The organism is Terrabacter sp. 2RAF25 (genome assembly GCF_052115265.1).
Taxonomy (GTDB): Bacteria; Actinomycetota; Actinomycetes; order Actinomycetales; family Dermatophilaceae; genus Terrabacter.
Map to the genome: position 1 here is coordinate 587,350 of NZ_JBFRGJ010000002.1, position 16,298 is coordinate 603,647.

Genomic DNA, 16,298 nt, shown 5'->3' on the forward strand with positions numbered 1-16,298 from the left:
GGCTCCGGTCACCGCGGGACCGGGACTGACGCGAGCGCGCTGTCGAGCACCGCCGCGACGCTGACGCCCTCGAGCTCGGCCTCCGGGCGCAGCGCGAGGCGGTGCTCGAGCGTGGCGTGGGCGAGCGCCTTGACGTCGTCGGGCGTCACGAACCAGCGGCCGTTGAGCCACGCCCACGCCCGGCTCGTCGCGAGCAGCGCCGTGGCGCCGCGGGGGCTGACGCCGAGGGAGATCGAGGGCGAGGTACGCGTCGCGCGAGCGATGTCGACGATGTAGCCGGCGATCTCGGGCGAGACCTCGACGCGTCGCACCGCCTCCGCCCCCGCCTCGAGGTCGGTCCGACCGGCGACGGGGCGGATGCCGGCCGTCGACAGCCTGCGCGGGTCGAAGCCGGACGCGTGCCGGCGCAGCACGCTCACCTCGTCCTCCCGCGGCGGCAGCGGGAGCGTCACCTTGAGCAGGAAGCGGTCCAGCTGCGCCTCGGGCAGCGGGTAGGTGCCCTCGTACTCGACGGGGTTCTGCGTCGCGGCGACGAGGAACGGCGTCGGCAGCGGTCGCGGCTGACCCTCGACGCTGACCTGCCGCTCCTCCATCGCCTCGAGCATCGCCGACTGCGTCTTCGGCGGCGTGCGGTTGATCTCGTCGGCGAGCAGCAGGTTGGTGAAGACCGGCCCCTCGCGGAAGGTGAAGTCGGAGGTGCCCGGGTCGAGCACGAGCGAGCCCGTGAGGTCACCGGGCATGAGGTCGGGGGTGAACTGGACACGCTTGGTCGTCAGGTCGAGGGCGGCGGCCAGCGAACGCACGAGGAGCGTCTTGCCGACGCCGGGCACGCCCTCGAGCAGCAGGTGCCCGCCGGCGAGCAGCGCCACGATGGCGGCGCTGACCGCGGCGTCTTGCCCGACGACGGCCTTGGCGACCTCGGCCCGAACGGCGTTGAGGGCGTGACGGGCGGCGTCGGACGCGCCACGGTCGTCGGGTGCGCCACCGTCGTCTGACACGTGGGAAGCGCCGTCGTGGGACACGTGGGAAGCGCCGTCGTGGGACACGTGGGAAGCGCCGTCGTCGGACGGGTCGGAAGCGCGGGTGTCGTCGGACGCGTGGGGCAGCCCGCCGCGCGTCTGGTCGGCCCCTGCGTCCCGGGACGGGTCCAAGGAGGCATCGGGCTGGTCGGTTGCCGGCACGGAGGTCGTGCCGGTACGGGGTTCGGGGGTCTGGCTCATGCGCTTCGCACGCTCTCCTCGAGGTCGGCCAGCCGCTGGGCGAGCAGCAGCAGGTCGCGGTCGGTGGTCGGGTCGGGTCCGTCGAGCAGCTGCTCGACGTCGTGGTGGGGGTGGCCGGAGGCCCGCGTGGCGGCCTCCACGAGGGCGACGACGGGGGTCTCGCGGGGCAGCCCGAGACGGTCGGCGAGCCGGGTGCGCGTGCCGGTGCGCAGCGCCCGCGCGGCGAGCGGTCGGTCGGCGGCGCGGTGGTAGAGCCGGCCTCGGGCCTCGGTGGTCTCGACCGCCCGGACGACGACCCGCAGCGGCTCGACGACGAGGCGCCCCAGCCGACGGCCGCGGGCCAGGGCGAAGGCGACGACGGCGGCGGCGAGCAGCCAGGACGCCGGGACGAGCCACTCGGGCACGCCGCGGCCGGGGTCGGCCACGTGGCGGCCCGAAGGGTCGGGCGCGTCCAGGTCGGAGACGCCGGGCACGTACCAGAGCAGGTGCTCCGTCGGCCCCAGCGCCCGCAGGGTCAGCGCGGCGTGCGCGGCGTCGAGCACCTTGCCGTTGCTGAGGGCAGCGGCAGAGCCGAGCACGACGGTCTCGGGAGCGCGACCCTCGCGGGGCAGGATGACGACGGCACCGGACCGCGCACCGGCCGGCGCGTCGGCGGGGGCGCTGCCCGAGCCCCGGGACGTGCTGCCGGTGCCACCGGAGGAGCTGCCCGAGCTCGCGTCCGGGGTCAGGAAGCACACGGTCGCTCCGGTGGCCGAGCGCGCCAGCAGGGGCGGCTGCGGGGCTGCCGAAGTGTCGGGGCCGGTCGGGCGCGCTGGTGGTGTCCGGTCCCGGGCCGACCCTGAGCGGACGTCCCCGGCAAGTCCCGCGAGCAACCCGTAGCTGCTCCACGAGGCGCCGAGCCGGTCGTTAGGGTCGGCGACGTCGGAGCGGCAGCCGGCGGTGAGGGAGGTGCCGCTGCGGTCGGTGACGGTGAGGGGCAACGCGAGGTCGCCGAGCTCGACGTCGTCGGGCTCGACGACGACGAACCGACGCGTCTGCTCCACGGCGCGGGTGAGTCGCTCGGCCGCACCCTGCCCGAGGTAGGTGGCGTCGGTGAGCACGACGGTCCACCTTGCGCGACTGTCGGCAGCGCCGAGGGTGCGCTCGAGGTCGTCGATGCCGCGCACGACCGAGACGTCGACGCCCTGCTGGCGCAGCACCTCCGCGGCGGCGCGCGCCCCGGAGCGCCCGGCGTCGCCGGGGTCGAGCGGCAGACCGGACCGCGGTGGCCCGGCGATGACGGCGGAGAGGGCCCACGCGGCGACGACCGCGACGACGACGAGCACGATGGCACGGAAGGCCGTGCGCCGGCGGCTGCGGGGCGCCCGCGCAGGCACGGTCGTGTTCCAGGGCGCCAACCGCGGTGTCGACGCGCCACCGACGCCGGATGCCTCCGACAGGTCGCGGGTCGGTGCGCTCACCGCGCGCCCCCGCCGTCGCCGGTCGCGTCGGACCCGGTACCGATGCCGATGCCGGCACCGACGCTGACGGCACCCGCGTTCACTGCAGCGAGGGCCGGACGCGTGGCGCGCAGCCGCACGTCCAGGTCGAGGACGCCGCGAACGTCGTCGACTCCGACAGGGACCCTTCCGTAGACGACGCCGTCGAAGAGGTCGGCGGCTCGGCGGACCGCGTCCGCCTCGGCCGGGAAGACGACGGCGAGCGCCGTGCCGATCTCGTGCGCGGTGCGGCCGGGAACGTCGTCGAGAAGGGTCCGCTCGGCCGCCGAGGCGGCCATCGCGCGGAAGGCGTCAGCGGTTGCGGCAGCGAGGTCGCCTCGGGCGAGTGCGGACTCGGACCGGGCCCGATAGTCGGCCGCGGTGAGGTGCGGCTCCACGAGCACCCCACCGGCCGTCGACGAGCGCGGCGAGCGCGGCGACCGGCGGACCGTCAGGAACAGGCCCGCGGCGACGACGAGTGCGACGACGAGGAGCAGCAGCGGCAGCGCCCAGCCGGGCGCGGTGCCCTGACCGGACAGAGTGCCGAGCCGCTCGTTGAGCCAGTCGAGAAGGCGCTCGATCGGGTTGCGGGTGTCCGCGTATGCCGGCGCGGCGAGCTCGCGGGCCAGCCACGCCTTCGCCTGTTCGACCGACGGGTCGAGCGGCGGGCTCGAGGGGGGCGCCGTCGCGACGGTCACAAGGCCGACGCGTCGTGGCCCAGCACCGGCTGCTGGAGCAGCGCGACGTCGAGGCCCTCGTAGCGCATGCGCTGGTCGACGTAGAGCAGCGAGTCGACGCCCGAGCTGAACGGCGTCGTGAGGACGCTCTGGACCAGCACGGTGCAGGCCTCGAGGACCGGCACGAGCCACAGCGCGTCGGTGACGGCGCCGCCGGAGATCGCGCCGCTGAGCAACCCGAGCGGCACGGCGATGACGGAGCCGGCGATGCCCACGACGACGCTCGTGAGCAGGCGGATGCCGAAGATGCGCCAGAAGCCACGCTTGCGTGTGAGCGTCCAGGACCGGCGCAGGGCCGTGACGGGGCCCGCGCCCTCGAGGACGACCACGGTGACGGCGAAGCACCACCGGACGCTGAAGAGGACCCCGAGCCAGATGGCGACGACGACCGCGAGGAAGGTGACGAGGCCGGCACCGCTCGTGTCGCCGTTGCCGGTGGCGACCCAGGCCGCGACGACCACCGCGACGAGCGCGCCGAAGGCGACAGCCGCGGCGGCGAAGGCGAGCGCGACGACGCCGATCGTCGACCAGATGCGGCCGCGCGCGGCGCGGGCGGTCTCGCCGAGGCCGATGCGACGGCCCTGCACGCCCTGACCGATGACGACGGCCATGAACAGTGGCAGCAGCAGCGCGGTGACGTAGGAGGCCATCTGGGGGATGAAGCCGGCCAGCTGGCCCTCGAGCGCCGCGGAGAACTGGTCCGCCGTGCCGACCGTCGAGTCGAAAGGTCCGATACTGGCGCTGCCTGCGACGTTCTGTGCCACCCAGACACCGACGAGCGTCAACGGCACGAGGACGATCGCGGTCGTGACGAGCGCGAGGCCGATGGTGGCCGTCGGGTTGCCCCGCACGGCCGTCATGACGCCGCTCCAGATCTCGCCCAGCGTCAGCGGTCGGAGCGGGATGATCCCGGGCTTCGGTGCCAGCTGCGGTGGGAGCCAGCCCGGAGGCTGATAGCCCGCGTGGCCGACCGGGGCGACCGGGACGACCGGCGCGGAAGCCTGCGGCCAGGGTGCACCCGACGGGGACGGCCCGTCGGGCCCCGGCGGCGGGTAGGCGTTGCCCGGCGGCGGCGGCATACCGCCGGGAACGGTCCACCCCTGCTGGTCGCTCACTTGTCCAACCTCCCTGTAGGTCTGCGGCAATGTACCCCGACCGGCGATGTCGCGAGGAGATTCAACCGTCGCGAAACACCGGGGACAGAGACGGCGAATCCCCCGACCGTCTGGTCGGGGGATTCGCTGGATACCGGGGTCACCCGGTGCTCGTCTTGGGTCAGATGCCCTTGACCTTCTCGGCCTGCGGGCCCTTCGGACCCTGCGTCACCTCGAACTCGACCTTCTGGCCTTCCTGCAGCTCGCGGTAGCCGCCGCTCTCGATGGCCGAGTAGTGAACGAAGACATCGGCGCCGCCGCCGTCCTGCTCAATGAAACCGAAGCCCTTTTCGCTGTTGAACCACTTCACGGTGCCTGTTGCCACTGGTGTTGCCTCTTCTGGTCAGCGAGGTCTCCCGTGTGGAGACCTCAGAATGCCGATGCGTCACACCGCGGCGCCCCACGCGAAACCTCGCGCAGGCGACACGCTGTGCCCGGTCCGAACTGGTGGACCGAGACGGCAGCCGGGAACGACGCTAGCAGCCGGAGGTGATTTGAGTGCTTCGAGCCCGAACACCGGGGGTCCACACACGTCACGACGCGCTCACGGGACGGGGAACTCGGGGGGCGGGCCTTCTCCGGTGGCCCCGTCGACCTGCTCACGCAGCAGGTCGGCGTGCCCGGTGTGGCGGGCGTACTCCTCGATCATGTCGGCGAGGAGCCGGCGCAGGCTCATCCCGCTCGGCGTGGTCTGCTCCAGTCCACCGCGAGACAGCGCCGCGGCCAGCGCCTCGCGTGAGCGGTGCACCGTGGAACCCCACAGGGCACGCAGCTCCTCCGGGCCGTCGTCCGCTGCGGTGCTCCACGCCCAGTCGTCCCAGTCGTCCTCGGGGTCCCGATGGGCGAACGGCGCCATGGGCTCCCGATCCGCGAGCCTGGTCTGGAAGTAGAGCTCTTCGACCCATGCCAGGTGTTTGAGCAGGCCCCCCAGCGTGACCGCCGACGTGCCCAGCCGCAGCCGCATGGCCTCTGCGCCCACATCGGCGCACTTCCACGCGAACGTACGCCGGTTGCGCTCCAAGGTGATCACAGCCGTGTCGACCTCGTCGCCGCGCATGAAACGGTCGATGTCCCATTCCGGTGACCGGCCGGGGGTGAAGCCGAACGTGTCCGTCATGCCGCCACCCTAAAGGGGTCTCCGGACGGGACACTTCCGCAAAGACCGACGTCGACAACACGGGATCAGTGCCCGAGACCACGAGGACGAAAGCCTCTGGCGACCCTCCGACCGCTGCAGGAAGCATGGAAGGGCAGACACCGAGGGAGGCACTACTCATGAGCAATTCCTTGATCTGGATCGCCGTGGTGCTCATGCTGGCCGGCGCGTTCATGCTGGTGACCGGCATCGGCGCAGCCGGCCTCTGGATAGCGACCATCAGCATCGGCATCGCCCTCGTGGCCTTCGAGACCTACCGACGCCGCCCAGGACGCCGTCACGCCTGAGTGCCACGAACACGCAGGCCAGCACGTCGACGGACTCTCGTCACTCGATCAGTCAGTCAGTCAGCGGCGGCGGGCGTGCTAGGGCTGGTCGAGCAGGGGGCTGATGACGCGGTCCTTCCTGAGTTTCGCGCTCGTCTGGTCGGGTTAGGCAGCGGAACTCACGCGCGCACCGCCGGGCTGGTCCACAGTTGGGGCCAACCACTCGCGTACGCGGGTCGACCAGCGACAGGGGAGCAGATGAGCGACGCGTGGGTGTACGCCGTGGTCACGATCGCGGTCGCCGCCGTCGCCTCCGCAGCGGTGTGGCGACCGCGGCCCGGGCAGGCAGCGCTGCTGCTCGTCGGACCGCTGCTCGCCACTGCGGCCGCCGCAGGCAACGTGTCCGGTGGCCTCGGGCGCACGGCCCTGCTCGTCATCCCCTACACCTACCTGCTCGTGGCGGCCTCGCTGCCGTGGGAACGCTTCTGGGCGCGGGTGGCGGTCCCCGGCACCGTGGTGGCCGGCTGCCTCGGCCTCGGCGCGACGGCTGGTGCGGCCCTGCCGGTGCTCGTCGTGCTCGCCGCACCCTTCGCGATCGGCGCGATCGCACTCCTCCGCGCCCTGGCTGGGCCTCACCCCGGCAACCAAGGGTCCGGTCACGGACACCACGACGGACTCGGCCAGCCCGAGCACGCGGCGCCACCGCGGCCCACGGCCCGGATCGCCCCGGTCATCGTCGCCGTGGCCACGCTCCAAGGCGTCGCCGGTCTGGCGATCGCCGCCCTCGGAGCCGTGACACTGTTCCTTCAGCGGCGGCACCCCGACACGGGCATGTGGTCCGGGCTCGGCGAGGTGATCGCCGTGGTCGTCCTCGTTCTGGGAGCGCTGCTCGCGGCGACCTTCCTCGGGCTCGCCGCCGGGCTGCACCGCCGTTACCGCGACTTCCGCCCGGTCTTCGTCGTGCTGCAGGGGCTCGTCGCAGCCCTCCTGCTCCTCACGGTCGGGAGCGGGTGGGTGGGCGTCGGTGTCGCCTGGGCCCTCGGCACCGCTGCCCTTGCTCTCACGGGCCCAGGTGGGTCCCGCGGGTCCGGCGCGTCCAGCGACGACGGCGGCCACCAGGTGAAGACCACATGAGAGCCCGTACCGTCACCCGTGGGCGGATCCAGCTCTGACAGTTGGGCCGCGACCTCTCACCCAAGGATGCGCCTGACAGATGGGGCGGCGTCTCCGATCAGCCGGAGTCAGAGGCGGACGACGGTCATGCCTGTCGTGCCCGCCTGGTCCATGGCGGCGAGGGCGGCGCCGGCGTCCTCGAGACCGATGACCCGGCCCACCAGCTCGGCCGGCCGGAGGGCGCCGTCCGCGATCATCCGCAGCATCGCGGGGTAGTCGCGGGCGGGCATGCCGTGGGAACCGTAGATCTCGAGCTCCTGCGCGATGACGAGGTCCATCGGCAGCGGCGGTGTCGAGTTCGCGGCCAGCAGCAGGCCCGCCTGGACGTGCCGGCCGCGGCGGCGCAGGCTGCGCACCGACGCGACGGCCGTGTCGGGTGAGCCTAACGCGTCGACGGAGACGTGCACCCCACCCTCCGCCACGTCCTGGATCAACGCCGCCACGTCGTCCTCCGCAGAGGCATCGATGAGACCCACAGCACCGGCTCCCAACGACGCAGCGCGTTCCAGTGCGGGCCGGTTCACGTCGACGGCGATCACCCTCGCGCCGAGTGCCAGACCGATCATCACCGCCGACAGCCCGACCCCGCCGCACCCGTGGACGGCCAGCCACTCACCGGCCTCGAGCCGCCCGTGCGTCGTCAGCGCCCGGAACGCCGTCGCGAACCGACAACCCAGCGACGCCGCCGTCACGAAGTCGACCGAGTCGGGCAGCCGAACGAGGTTGGTGTCGGCCCCGTGGATCGCGACGAGCTCGGCGAACGACCCCGGGCCCGTGAAGCCCGGCTGCGTCTGGTCGGGACACACCTGTGCCTCCCCAGCGAGACACCACGAGCACACCCCGCACCCGCACACGAACGGCACGGTCACCCGGTCGCCGACCGCCCAGGCCCGCACCCCCGAACCGATCGAGGCCACGACCCCCGCCAGCTCGTGACCGGGCACGTGGGGCAACGACACCGGGTCGTGGCCCTTCCACGCGTGCCAGTCCGAACGGCATACGCCCGTGGCCCGCACCGCGATGACGACCCCGCCGTCCGGGCACGCCGGTGGGGGCACGTCGGTGAGCACCGGCATACGCCCGTAGGCGTCGTAGACGACCGCCTTCACGCGCGGGGGTCCGTCAGGACGTCGCGCCACGAGTGCTGCGGCGAGTAGCCGAGCAGGTCGCGGGCCTTGTCGATCGAGTAGAACGTCTCGTTGCGACCCATCGCCCGGCGCAGCTCCACCCCGTCGTAGAAGCGCTCGCGCACCTCGTCGGTCGTCGCGGCGACGGACATGTCGGCGTTGGCGACGTTGAAGACCTCGTAGCCCAGGCCGTCGACCTCGAGGCAGCGCTGCACCATGAGGCCCAGGTCACGAGTGTCGATGTAGGCGAAGATGTTTCGCCGCCGCAGCGCAGGGTCGTGGAGGAACGGCGGGAACATCTCGGCGTACTCGTGCGGCTCGATGACGTTGTTGATGCGCAGCCCGTAGACGTCCGCGCCGGTGCGGGCCTGGAACGAGCGCGCCGTCACCTCGCCCGCGACCTTGGACATGGCGTACGAGTCCTCGGGCACGGTCGGGTGCTCCTCGTCGACCGGCACGTAGAGCGGCTTCCGCTCGCCCTGGGCGAAGCACACTCCGTAGGTCGTCTCCGACGACGCGAAGACCACCTTGCGGATGCCGAGCCGCGTCGCCGCCTCGAGCACGTTGTAGGTGCTGAGCACGTTGGTCGCGTACGTCTTCGCGTCCGACGTGAGCAGGATCCGTGGCACTGCGGCGAAGTGCACCACGGCGTCGTATGCCGGCTTGGTCGCGAGCTCGAGCTCGTCGAAACGCGCCAGCCCCGCCAGGGCGGAGTACGTCTCGCCGATGTCGGTGAGGTCGACCGCGAGGTCGTCGACATCCGGGTGCCCCAGCGGCACGAGGTCGGCGTTGGTGACCTGGTGTCCCTGCTCGGCGAGGAACGGCGCGACGTGCTTACCGGCCTTGCCGCTGCCGCCGGTGAAGAAGATGCGCATGAGCCGATCCAACCACCGACGGCCTGCGACCCCAGATCGTCCGCCTCGGACGGCATGCTGTTGGGAGACGGCATGCTGTTGGGAGACGGCATGCTGTTGGGAGACGGCGACACCGCGACACGGCGACGCTGTGCCGCGGCATGACGGAGGAGGGGCTGTTGTCCGACGACGAGATCCGGGCCTTGGCGCCGGACACCTGGGGCAAGGGCCCGTTCAACTGCGTCATGCGCCGGACCGTCCCGTGACCTCCCGAACCGCCGCTGACAAGGCAGCCGCCCTGCTCGCCCTGCACGCCGGACCCGGCTTCGTGCTGCCGAACGCCTGGGACGCCGGCTCGGCCCGCATCCTCGAGCAGGTCGGCTTCCCCGCGGTCGCCACGACGAGTGCCGGCATCGCCTGGTCGTGCGGCGTCCCCGACGGCGGCGCCCTCGCGCGCGACGAGATGCTCGATCACGTCGCCCGCATGGTCGCCGCGGTCGACGTGCCCGTGACCGCCGACCTCGAGGCCGGCTACGGCGACACGGCCGAGGAGGTCGGCCGCACCATCGCGCTCGCCCTCGAGACCGGTGCCGTCGGCGCCAACCTCGAGGACGTCAGCGAGGGCCGCCTGTTCTCCGTCGACGAGGCCGTCGAGCGCGTGGCAGCTGCGCGGGCCGCCGCGCCCCGTGGCACGTTCGTGCTCAACGCGCGCACCGACACGTACTTCGCGGGTGTCGAGGGCGACGTCTTCGCCCAGACGCTCAAGCGCACGACCCGCTACCTCGAGGCCGGGGCCGACTGCGTCTTCGTGCCGGGCGTCGTCGACGCCGACACCATCGGCCGGCTCGCCGCGGCCGTCCCCGGGCCGCTCAACATCGTGGCCGGGCTCGCCAACACGATCGACGCCCGCACGCTGTTCTCGCTCGGCGTCGTCCGGGTCAGCCTGGGCGGCAGCCTCGCCCGCGCCGCGCTGAGCCTGCTCGAGCGAGCCGGCCGCGAGCTGCTCGACACCGGCACGCTCGGCTTCCTCGACGACGCCGTCGGCTACGCGGCCCTGCAGGAGCGTTTCGGCCGCTAGTCATCGGGTCAGGCCCACCGCGCGTATGCCGTCAGCCACGTCAGCGTCGAGCGCTTCGTCCGGCAGTCGTCAGGCGAGGCCGCCGAACGGCCGGACCTCGACCTTGCCGCGGCAGGCCTTCGACCCCTCTGCCGCGAGCCGGAGCGCCACGTCGCGGTCGGGTGCGTCGATGACCCAGAAGCCGCCGATGACCTCCTTGCTCTCCAGGTACGGGCCGTCGGTCACCACGGGCTTCTCGCCCTGGCCGTCGACCACGGCCGCCGCCGCCACGGGCTCGAGGCCACCGGCGAACACCCAGAAGCCGTCGGCGCGCAGCTTGTCGTTGAAGGCGCCCGTGTCGGCGAACGCCTGCTCCATGTCCTCCTTGGACGCGTAGTTGCCGAACTCGTTCATCTCGGCGGGGCCGTGCACGGCGAGCAGGTAGTGCGACATCCCAGTTCTCCTTCGGTTTCGGGGCGGTCCGGTCGACCGACCTCCACCGACTCGTCGAACGGGTCGCGGTCGGTACGACAGCCCAGCTCAGGTTTCTTCGACCTGATCCTCTCGGAGCCGGGTCACCGGGGCTAGCGGAACGACGCCTCGAGCGCGGTGAGCGTGGCGGTGCGCTCGCGCCGTGCGATCCGCTGCAGCACCGGGGTCGCCAGACGGTAGAGGCCGTGCGTTCGCATCGACACGTGGTGGCGCACCAGCGTCGCTCCGCCATCGGTGGCCTCCAGCGTGTAGCCGGGCCAGCCCTCCATGTTGAGGCGCCCCGACCTGGTGCGGTCCCACCAGTGGTAGGTCAGCACGTACGGGGCGTCGAGCTCGGCGATCTCGCCGGGTGTGGGTCCGAACAGCGTCTGGTCGAGGTAGGTCGTCCCCACCTCGGGCGGCCCCTCCGACGTCTGCTGAGACGTGCGACGGATGCTGCCCTTGTGGGGCATCCACCGGTCGTAGGACTCGATGTCGACCAACCGCGCGAACACCTCGGCCGGGGGCGCGTCGATCCGTCGCTCGAGCTCGAAGTCGACAGCGCCCATGTTCCGAGGGTAGAGCCGCACGCTGGGAGCCGGCTGGCCCGACGATGCCGAAGAGCTGTCACGCACGAGGACGCCGATCGTCCGGATGTGCCCCTACGGTCGGTGCATGGCCATCGCGCGATACCCCAGCTTCGTCATCGACTGCCCCGACGCCGGGGCACTCGCCACCTTCTACGGCACCGTGCTCGACTGGACCGTCAAGTCGTCCGACGACTGGGCCGAGATCCGCGACGCCGAGACCGGCAACTGCATCTGCTTCCAGCAGGTCGAGGACTTCACGCCCCCGCAGTGGCCCGGCCAGCAGGTGCCGCAGCAGATGCACCTCGACGTCATGGTCGACGACCTCGACGCCGGTGAGCAGGCCGTCGTCGCGCTCGGTGCGACGAGGCACGAGCACCAGCCCGGTGAGTCGTTCCGCGTCTTCCTCGACCCGGCCGGGCACCCGTTCTGCCTCTGCGTCGACTGACCACCCACCCCCGCCGCGCTCCCCGAGCCCAACCCCTTCGATCGAGAGAACACTCCGTCACCTGCTCGACGGTGACGGAGTGTTCTCTCGATCGGGAGATGTCGGTGAGGTCAGCTGATGAGGTGCTCGAGCGCGAGCTGGTTGAGGCGCACGAAGCCGTAGTCGCGCTCGGCCGCCTTCTCGGGGTCGAAGCCGTCGTCGGTGGCGAGCAGGTCCTCGACCGTCTCGCCCTCGGCAAGGGTGGGCTCGGCGAGGTCGAGCACGCCGGCATACGCCCAGGCTTCTGCCGTACGCGGGTCGGCCCGGAACGCGGCCGCCTTGGCGGCGAGCGCGAGGTAGGTCGTCATGCACGCGCTCGCGGACTCCCACACGCCGTCGAGGTGCTCGGTGCGCGACGGCTTGTAGTCGAAGTGCTTGGGCCCCGTGTAGCGCGGGCCGTCGGGCACGCCCGGGAAGCCGTTCTCGAGGAGGTCGACGGTGAAGAAGGCGGACATGAGGTCGCCGTGCCCGAAGACGAGGTCCTGGTCGTACTTGATGCCGCGCTGGCCGTTGAGGTCGATGTGGAAGAGCTTGTCGCTCCACAGCGCCTGGCCGAGGGCGTGCGTGTAGTTGAGCCCGGCCATCTGCTCGTGACCCGTCTCGGGGTTGAGGCCGACGATGTCGCCGTGGTCGAGCTCGGCGATGAGGGCGAGCGCGTGCCCGACGGTGGGCAGGAAGATGTCGCCGCGCGGCTCGTTCGGCTTGGGCTCCAGCCCGATTCGCAGGCCGTAGCCCTGTGACTTGATGTAGCCGGCGACGGTGTCGAGCCCCTCCTTGTATCGGTCGAAGGCGGCGTGGAGGTCCTTCGACCCGTCGTACTCCGCACCCTCCCGACCACCCCACATGACGAAGGTCGAAGCGCCCATCTCGGCGGCCAGGTCGACGGCGCGCAGGACCTTGCGCAGGCCGAACCGGCGCACCCCGCGGTCGTTGGCCGTCAGGCCGCCGTCCTTGAAGACGGGGTGGCTGAAGGTGTTCGTCGTGACCATCTCGACGGTGAGGCCGGCACGGTCGGCCGCCGCCTTGAGCTGCCCGCAGCGGGCCGACTTCTCGGCGTCGGTGGCATCGAACGCGTACACGTCGTTGTCGTGGAAGCTGATGCCCCACGCGCCGAGCTCGGCGAGCTTGTCGGCGTACTCCCACGGGTCGAGCGCGGGACGGCTCGGCCCGCCGAACGGGTCGGTGCCGGTCCAGCCGACGGTCCACAGGCCGAAGGAGAAACGGTCGTCTCGGGTGGGCTGGCGCATCGTCGCGACTCCTCGTGAAGGTTTGTTGTTCCATGCAACTTATAGATGCGAACCACTATGGTCAAGGCATGGCCAACCTGCGCCAGGCGAGCCTGCGCCACGCCAACCTCGCCCTCGTGCTGCGCACCGTGCTCGCCGCCGACGAGGCACCCTCGCGCGCCGACGTGGCTGCCGCGACGTCCCTGACCCGGTCGACCGTCTCGCGCCTCGTCGACGAGCTCGTCGCCGGTGGGCTGTTCGAGGAGATCGAGTCCACCGCCGGTGGCATGGGCCGTCCCGGGCGGCCGTCCACCCCGCTGCGCGCGGCCGGTGCCCACTTCGCGGCGCTGGGTCTTCAGGTGGGGGTGAGCCACCTGGCCGCCCGGCTCGTCGACCTCAGCGGTGCCGTCGTCGCCGAGCAGACCGTGCCGATCGACCTGACGGGCTCGAAGCCTGCGCCGACGCTGCGGCGGCTGCGCACGCTCGCCGTCCGGGTGCTGGCCGAGGCGCCGTCCGGCGTCACGGTCGTGGGTGCGGGCCTGGCCCTCCCCGGCATCGTCGACACCGCAGCGGGCCGGCTGCTCAGCGCACCCAACCTCGGCTGGGGGGACGTCTCCCCGGCCTCCGCACTCGGAGACTCCTTGGGTGGACTGATGCTGCGGGTCGGCAACGAGGCAGACCTTGCGGCACACGCCTTCGCACACCCGGCGCCCGGCCGGCAGCGTGACCCTGGCACCTTCGTCTACCTGAGCGGAGAGGTCGGCATCGGTGGCGCCGTCGTCGTCGACGGCGACGTCATGACCGGACGGCACGGCTGGGCCGGGGAGATCGGCCACGTGTGCGTCGACCCCGACGGACCCGCGTGCCGCTGCGGTTCCACGGGCTGTCTCGAGAGGTATGCCGGCCGGCCCGCGATGCTGTCAGCCGCGGGTCTCGACGTGGCGACGCACCCCAGGATGCTGGCCGAGCGTGCGCGTGCTGGAGACGAGAAGGCCTGCGCCGCAGTCACTTCCGCGGCCAGAGCGCTCGGCATCGCCCTCGCAGGGGTGGTCAACGTGCTCGACATCCCGACCGTGGTGCTCGGCGGCCATCTCGCCCACGTCGGTGACCTGATCGCGCCCGAGGTCGAGGGATGGTTGGCGCGGCGCGTGCTCTCCGCGCACTGGGCCGGCCCGAGGGTCGTCGTCGCACCCGACGATCCCGCCGCTGGCGCTACGGGTGCCGCCCTCGTCGAGCTGCACCGCCTCGTCGACGACCCGGTCAGCGTCCTGTCCTAGGCCCCGAGCGGACGGAGTGTTCTCTCGATCGAAGATGCTGCGTGACGGAGTGTTCTCTCGATCGGGGGAGGTGCGTGACGGAGTGTTCTCTCGATTGGAGGAGTGGCGTGACGGAGTGTTCTCTCGACTGGGTCAGGCGATGCGGGCGAGGTCGACGGTCCAGACCGGGTTGCCCGGCACGGCCGCGACGCGGTCGCCGCTCGCGAAGCGGGTCGACGGCTGGAGGAGGGGGACGAACGGCCCCCGCTCGTTCATCGCCTGCTGCCAGGCGGCATACGCGATCTCGCGGTCGTCACCGATCGAGGCGCGCGCCTTCTCGGTGAGCGAGTCGACGAGCGAGTCGCTGCCCGGGACGAAGCCGGCGCGCGCGCCGACCAGCCCACCGGGACCGAAGGCGAGGTAGTTCTCGGGGTCGGGGTAGTCGGGGCTCCACGCCCACAGGCTCAGGCCCGTGCGGCCGGCCCGGTAGGCGGCGAGCGCCTTCTGGGCCGGCTGCGGGTCGAGCCGCACCCTGATGCCCACCTGACCGAGCTGCTTGGCGACGGCCGCGGCGATGGTCCCGGTGGGCAGGCCCTGGATGGGCACGTCGGCGGCATACGTGAGGCTGATCTGCTGGCCCTTGTAGCCCGACCTGCGCAAAGCGGCCCGCGCCGCGGCGAGGTCGCGGGCGGGCACGACGGGCAGGGTGACCACCGGTGTGGGTCGACCGTCGGTGCCCGTGGTCGTGCCGTCGCCGGGCGTCGCGGGAGCACCGCTCGCGCGCGACGGTGCGGGCGGCGCCGACGACGTCGTCGTCGCGGGTGTCGGCGTGCCCGATGAGCCGGTTCCGGTGGGCGCGCCCGCGGAGCCGGCGGCGCCCGTCGCGCTGGGCAGGTCGTCGAGTGCGCCGACGATGCCGGCGGGGATCAGACCGGGGGCCGGCTCGGCGCCCGGGACCGCGGCGCCGAGCGCCTGGCGGTCGACGCCGCGACGGACCGCCTCGGCGAACTGCAGGTTGGCCGTCCACGGGTTCACGGTCGGCTTCTGGTTGAGCGCGAGATAGGTCAGCGTGCTCGACCGCATGGACGTCACGGTGACCGCCTTCGTCGGCGGCCGGGCCGACGCCCGGTCTGCCTGGCTCGGCGAGAGGTCGAGCACGACGTCGGCGGCACCGGTGCGGATGGCCTCCAGCTGTTGGGACGGTGCGACGTTGCGCACGACGACCGTGGGGAACCGGGGGGCGGCGCCATGCCACATCGGGTTGGCGGCGAGCCTGACCTCGGAGGTGCCGCGCACGCTCTCGATGACGTAGGGGCCGGAACCGGCCGAGTGCTGGGAGAGGTAGCCGCTCGCCTCGTCGCCCGGCCCGATCGTGCCACCGTGGGCCCTGACCGCGGCGGCGTTGAGGATGCCCATCGCGGGGTTCGCGAGGATCGCCGGCAGTGCGAAGTTCGACGAGGGCGAGGTCAGCGTGAAGGTGCGGTCGTCGACCTTGACGACCGTGACGGTGCCGAGGATCGACGCCGTGGTGCCGCCGAGGCCCTGGGCCCGCTCGATCGTGAAGATGACGTCGTCGGTGGTGACCGGCGTGCCGTCGGAGAAGACGAGGTCCTTGCGAAGCCGCATGGTGAGCCAGCGGCCTTCGGGCGAGAGGGTGTACTCGGCCATGCCGGGAACGACCTTGGTCGGGTCCTCGGGATCGAGCGTCGTCAGGGTCTCGTAGAGCGCGTGCGTGAGCATGGCGCCGGTGCGGTCGAACTGGCGGGTCGGGTCGAGGGTCGTGTGGTCGAAGACGGCACCGACGACGAGCGGCTTCTGGTCGGCGGTGGGCGTGGCCGAGGCCGTCGAGACCGCCGAGGTCGCCCCTGGCGTCGTGCCGCCCGTCGAGGAGGGCTGGGCGCTGCTCGTGGAGCAGCCTGCTGCTGCCAGCGTGAGCACGCCGACGGCCGCCGCCAGGGCGGGGCGGGCGGGACGACGACGCATGGGCTTCCTTCGAGGGCGCCCTCGGGGGACGCGGACGGGACTGCAGGGGCTGCACACGACAGCCAG

At 72.4% G+C, this 16,298-nt stretch carries 17 protein-coding genes; 5 read left to right on the plus strand and 12 right to left on the minus strand.

Annotated elements, in window-relative coordinates; all coding sequences use genetic code 11:
• Positions 1 to 8 precede the first annotated feature (8 nt).
• The 6 genes from AB4091_RS05985 to AB4091_RS06010 form a co-directional block, all read right to left on the minus strand.
• Positions 9 to 1,220 carry an AAA family ATPase gene (locus AB4091_RS05985; protein ID WP_442290816.1) on the minus strand — a complete coding sequence of 404 codons (1,212 nt, stop codon included), beginning with the start codon at positions 1,218 to 1,220 and terminating at the stop codon, positions 9 to 11.
• Complete coding sequence (locus AB4091_RS05990) at positions 1,217 to 2,680, minus strand: DUF4350 domain-containing protein (protein WP_442290817.1); 1,464 nt, start codon at positions 2,678 to 2,680, stop codon at positions 1,217 to 1,219. The genes AB4091_RS05985 and AB4091_RS05990 overlap by 4 nt, the downstream gene beginning before the upstream one ends.
• The gene (locus AB4091_RS05995) at positions 2,677 to 3,396 is read right to left on the minus strand and encodes a DUF4129 domain-containing protein (RefSeq protein ID WP_442290818.1); all 720 of its coding nucleotides are present in this window, start codon (positions 3,394 to 3,396) and stop codon (positions 2,677 to 2,679) included. The genes AB4091_RS05990 and AB4091_RS05995 overlap by 4 nt, the downstream gene beginning before the upstream one ends.
• Positions 3,393 to 4,550 carry a glycerophosphoryl diester phosphodiesterase membrane domain-containing protein gene (locus tag AB4091_RS06000; protein ID WP_442290819.1) on the minus strand — a complete coding sequence of 386 codons (1,158 nt, stop codon included), beginning with the start codon at positions 4,548 to 4,550 and terminating at the stop codon, positions 3,393 to 3,395. The genes AB4091_RS05995 and AB4091_RS06000 overlap by 4 nt, the downstream gene beginning before the upstream one ends.
• Positions 4,551 to 4,710: 160 nt before the next feature.
• The gene (locus AB4091_RS06005) at positions 4,711 to 4,914 is read right to left on the minus strand and encodes a cold-shock protein (RefSeq protein WP_142180378.1); all 204 of its coding nucleotides are present in this window, start codon (positions 4,912 to 4,914) and stop codon (positions 4,711 to 4,713) included.
• A gap of 219 nt (positions 4,915 to 5,133) precedes the next feature.
• On the minus strand, positions 5,134 to 5,706 hold the full coding sequence (locus AB4091_RS06010) for a mycothiol transferase (RefSeq protein WP_442290820.1): 573 nt from the start codon (positions 5,704 to 5,706) through the stop codon (positions 5,134 to 5,136).
• Positions 5,707 to 5,864: 158 nt separating this feature from the next.
• Between AB4091_RS06010 and AB4091_RS06015 the strand changes: the two genes are divergently transcribed.
• Positions 5,865 to 6,032 (plus strand): hypothetical protein, encoded by a 168-nt coding sequence (locus tag AB4091_RS06015; protein ID WP_442290821.1) that lies wholly within the window; start codon positions 5,865 to 5,867, stop codon positions 6,030 to 6,032.
• 237 nt (positions 6,033 to 6,269) lie between these two features.
• Positions 6,270 to 7,145 (plus strand): hypothetical protein, encoded by an 876-nt coding sequence (locus AB4091_RS06020; RefSeq protein ID WP_442290822.1) that lies wholly within the window; start codon positions 6,270 to 6,272, stop codon positions 7,143 to 7,145.
• A 107-nt stretch (positions 7,146 to 7,252) separates the two neighbouring features.
• Here the strand turns inward: AB4091_RS06020 and AB4091_RS06025 are convergent, their stop codons facing one another.
• Positions 7,253 to 8,293 (minus strand): zinc-dependent alcohol dehydrogenase family protein, encoded by a 1,041-nt coding sequence (locus AB4091_RS06025; RefSeq protein WP_442290823.1) that lies wholly within the window; start codon positions 8,291 to 8,293, stop codon positions 7,253 to 7,255.
• Positions 8,290 to 9,186 (minus strand): NAD-dependent epimerase/dehydratase family protein, encoded by an 897-nt coding sequence (locus tag AB4091_RS06030; protein WP_442290824.1) that lies wholly within the window; start codon positions 9,184 to 9,186, stop codon positions 8,290 to 8,292. Before AB4091_RS06030 ends, AB4091_RS06025 begins: the two co-directional genes overlap by 4 nt.
• A 241-nt stretch (positions 9,187 to 9,427) precedes the next feature.
• On the opposite strand from AB4091_RS06030, the gene AB4091_RS06035 reads away from it, so the two are divergent.
• Positions 9,428 to 10,243 (plus strand): isocitrate lyase/PEP mutase family protein, encoded by an 816-nt coding sequence (locus tag AB4091_RS06035; protein WP_442290825.1) that lies wholly within the window; start codon positions 9,428 to 9,430, stop codon positions 10,241 to 10,243.
• A 69-nt stretch (positions 10,244 to 10,312) separates the two neighbouring features.
• On the opposite strand, the gene AB4091_RS06040 is transcribed toward AB4091_RS06035, so the two are convergent.
• Together AB4091_RS06040 and AB4091_RS06045 are read right to left on the minus strand one after the other, a co-directional pair.
• The gene (locus AB4091_RS06040) at positions 10,313 to 10,675 is read right to left on the minus strand and encodes a YciI family protein (protein ID WP_442290826.1); all 363 of its coding nucleotides are present in this window, start codon (positions 10,673 to 10,675) and stop codon (positions 10,313 to 10,315) included.
• A gap of 131 nt (positions 10,676 to 10,806) precedes the next feature.
• A complete protein-coding gene (locus AB4091_RS06045) occupies positions 10,807 to 11,262 on the minus strand; it encodes an SRPBCC family protein (protein WP_442290827.1) in 456 nt (151 codons plus the stop codon).
• A gap of 106 nt (positions 11,263 to 11,368) precedes the next feature.
• On the opposite strand from AB4091_RS06045, the gene AB4091_RS06050 reads away from it, so the two are divergent.
• On the plus strand, positions 11,369 to 11,728 hold the full coding sequence (locus AB4091_RS06050) for a VOC family protein (protein WP_442290828.1): 360 nt from the start codon (positions 11,369 to 11,371) through the stop codon (positions 11,726 to 11,728).
• Between the two features lie 110 nt (positions 11,729 to 11,838).
• Here the strand turns inward: AB4091_RS06050 and xylA are convergent, their stop codons facing one another.
• Positions 11,839 to 13,014 (minus strand): xylose isomerase, encoded by a 1,176-nt coding sequence (gene xylA, locus AB4091_RS06055; protein WP_442290829.1) that lies wholly within the window; start codon positions 13,012 to 13,014, stop codon positions 11,839 to 11,841.
• Positions 13,015 to 13,082: 68 nt separating this feature from the next.
• Here xylA and AB4091_RS06060 point away from each other — a divergent pair, with 68 nt between their 5' ends.
• Positions 13,083 to 14,270, plus strand: coding sequence for an ROK family protein (locus tag AB4091_RS06060; protein WP_442290830.1), 1,188 nt, complete (start codon positions 13,083 to 13,085; stop codon positions 14,268 to 14,270).
• A 132-nt stretch (positions 14,271 to 14,402) separates the two neighbouring features.
• Here AB4091_RS06060 and AB4091_RS06065 read toward each other — a convergent pair whose 3' ends face one another.
• Complete coding sequence (locus AB4091_RS06065) at positions 14,403 to 16,232, minus strand: ABC transporter substrate-binding protein (protein ID WP_442290831.1); 1,830 nt, start codon at positions 16,230 to 16,232, stop codon at positions 14,403 to 14,405.
• Positions 16,233 to 16,298: the final 66 nt, after the last annotated feature.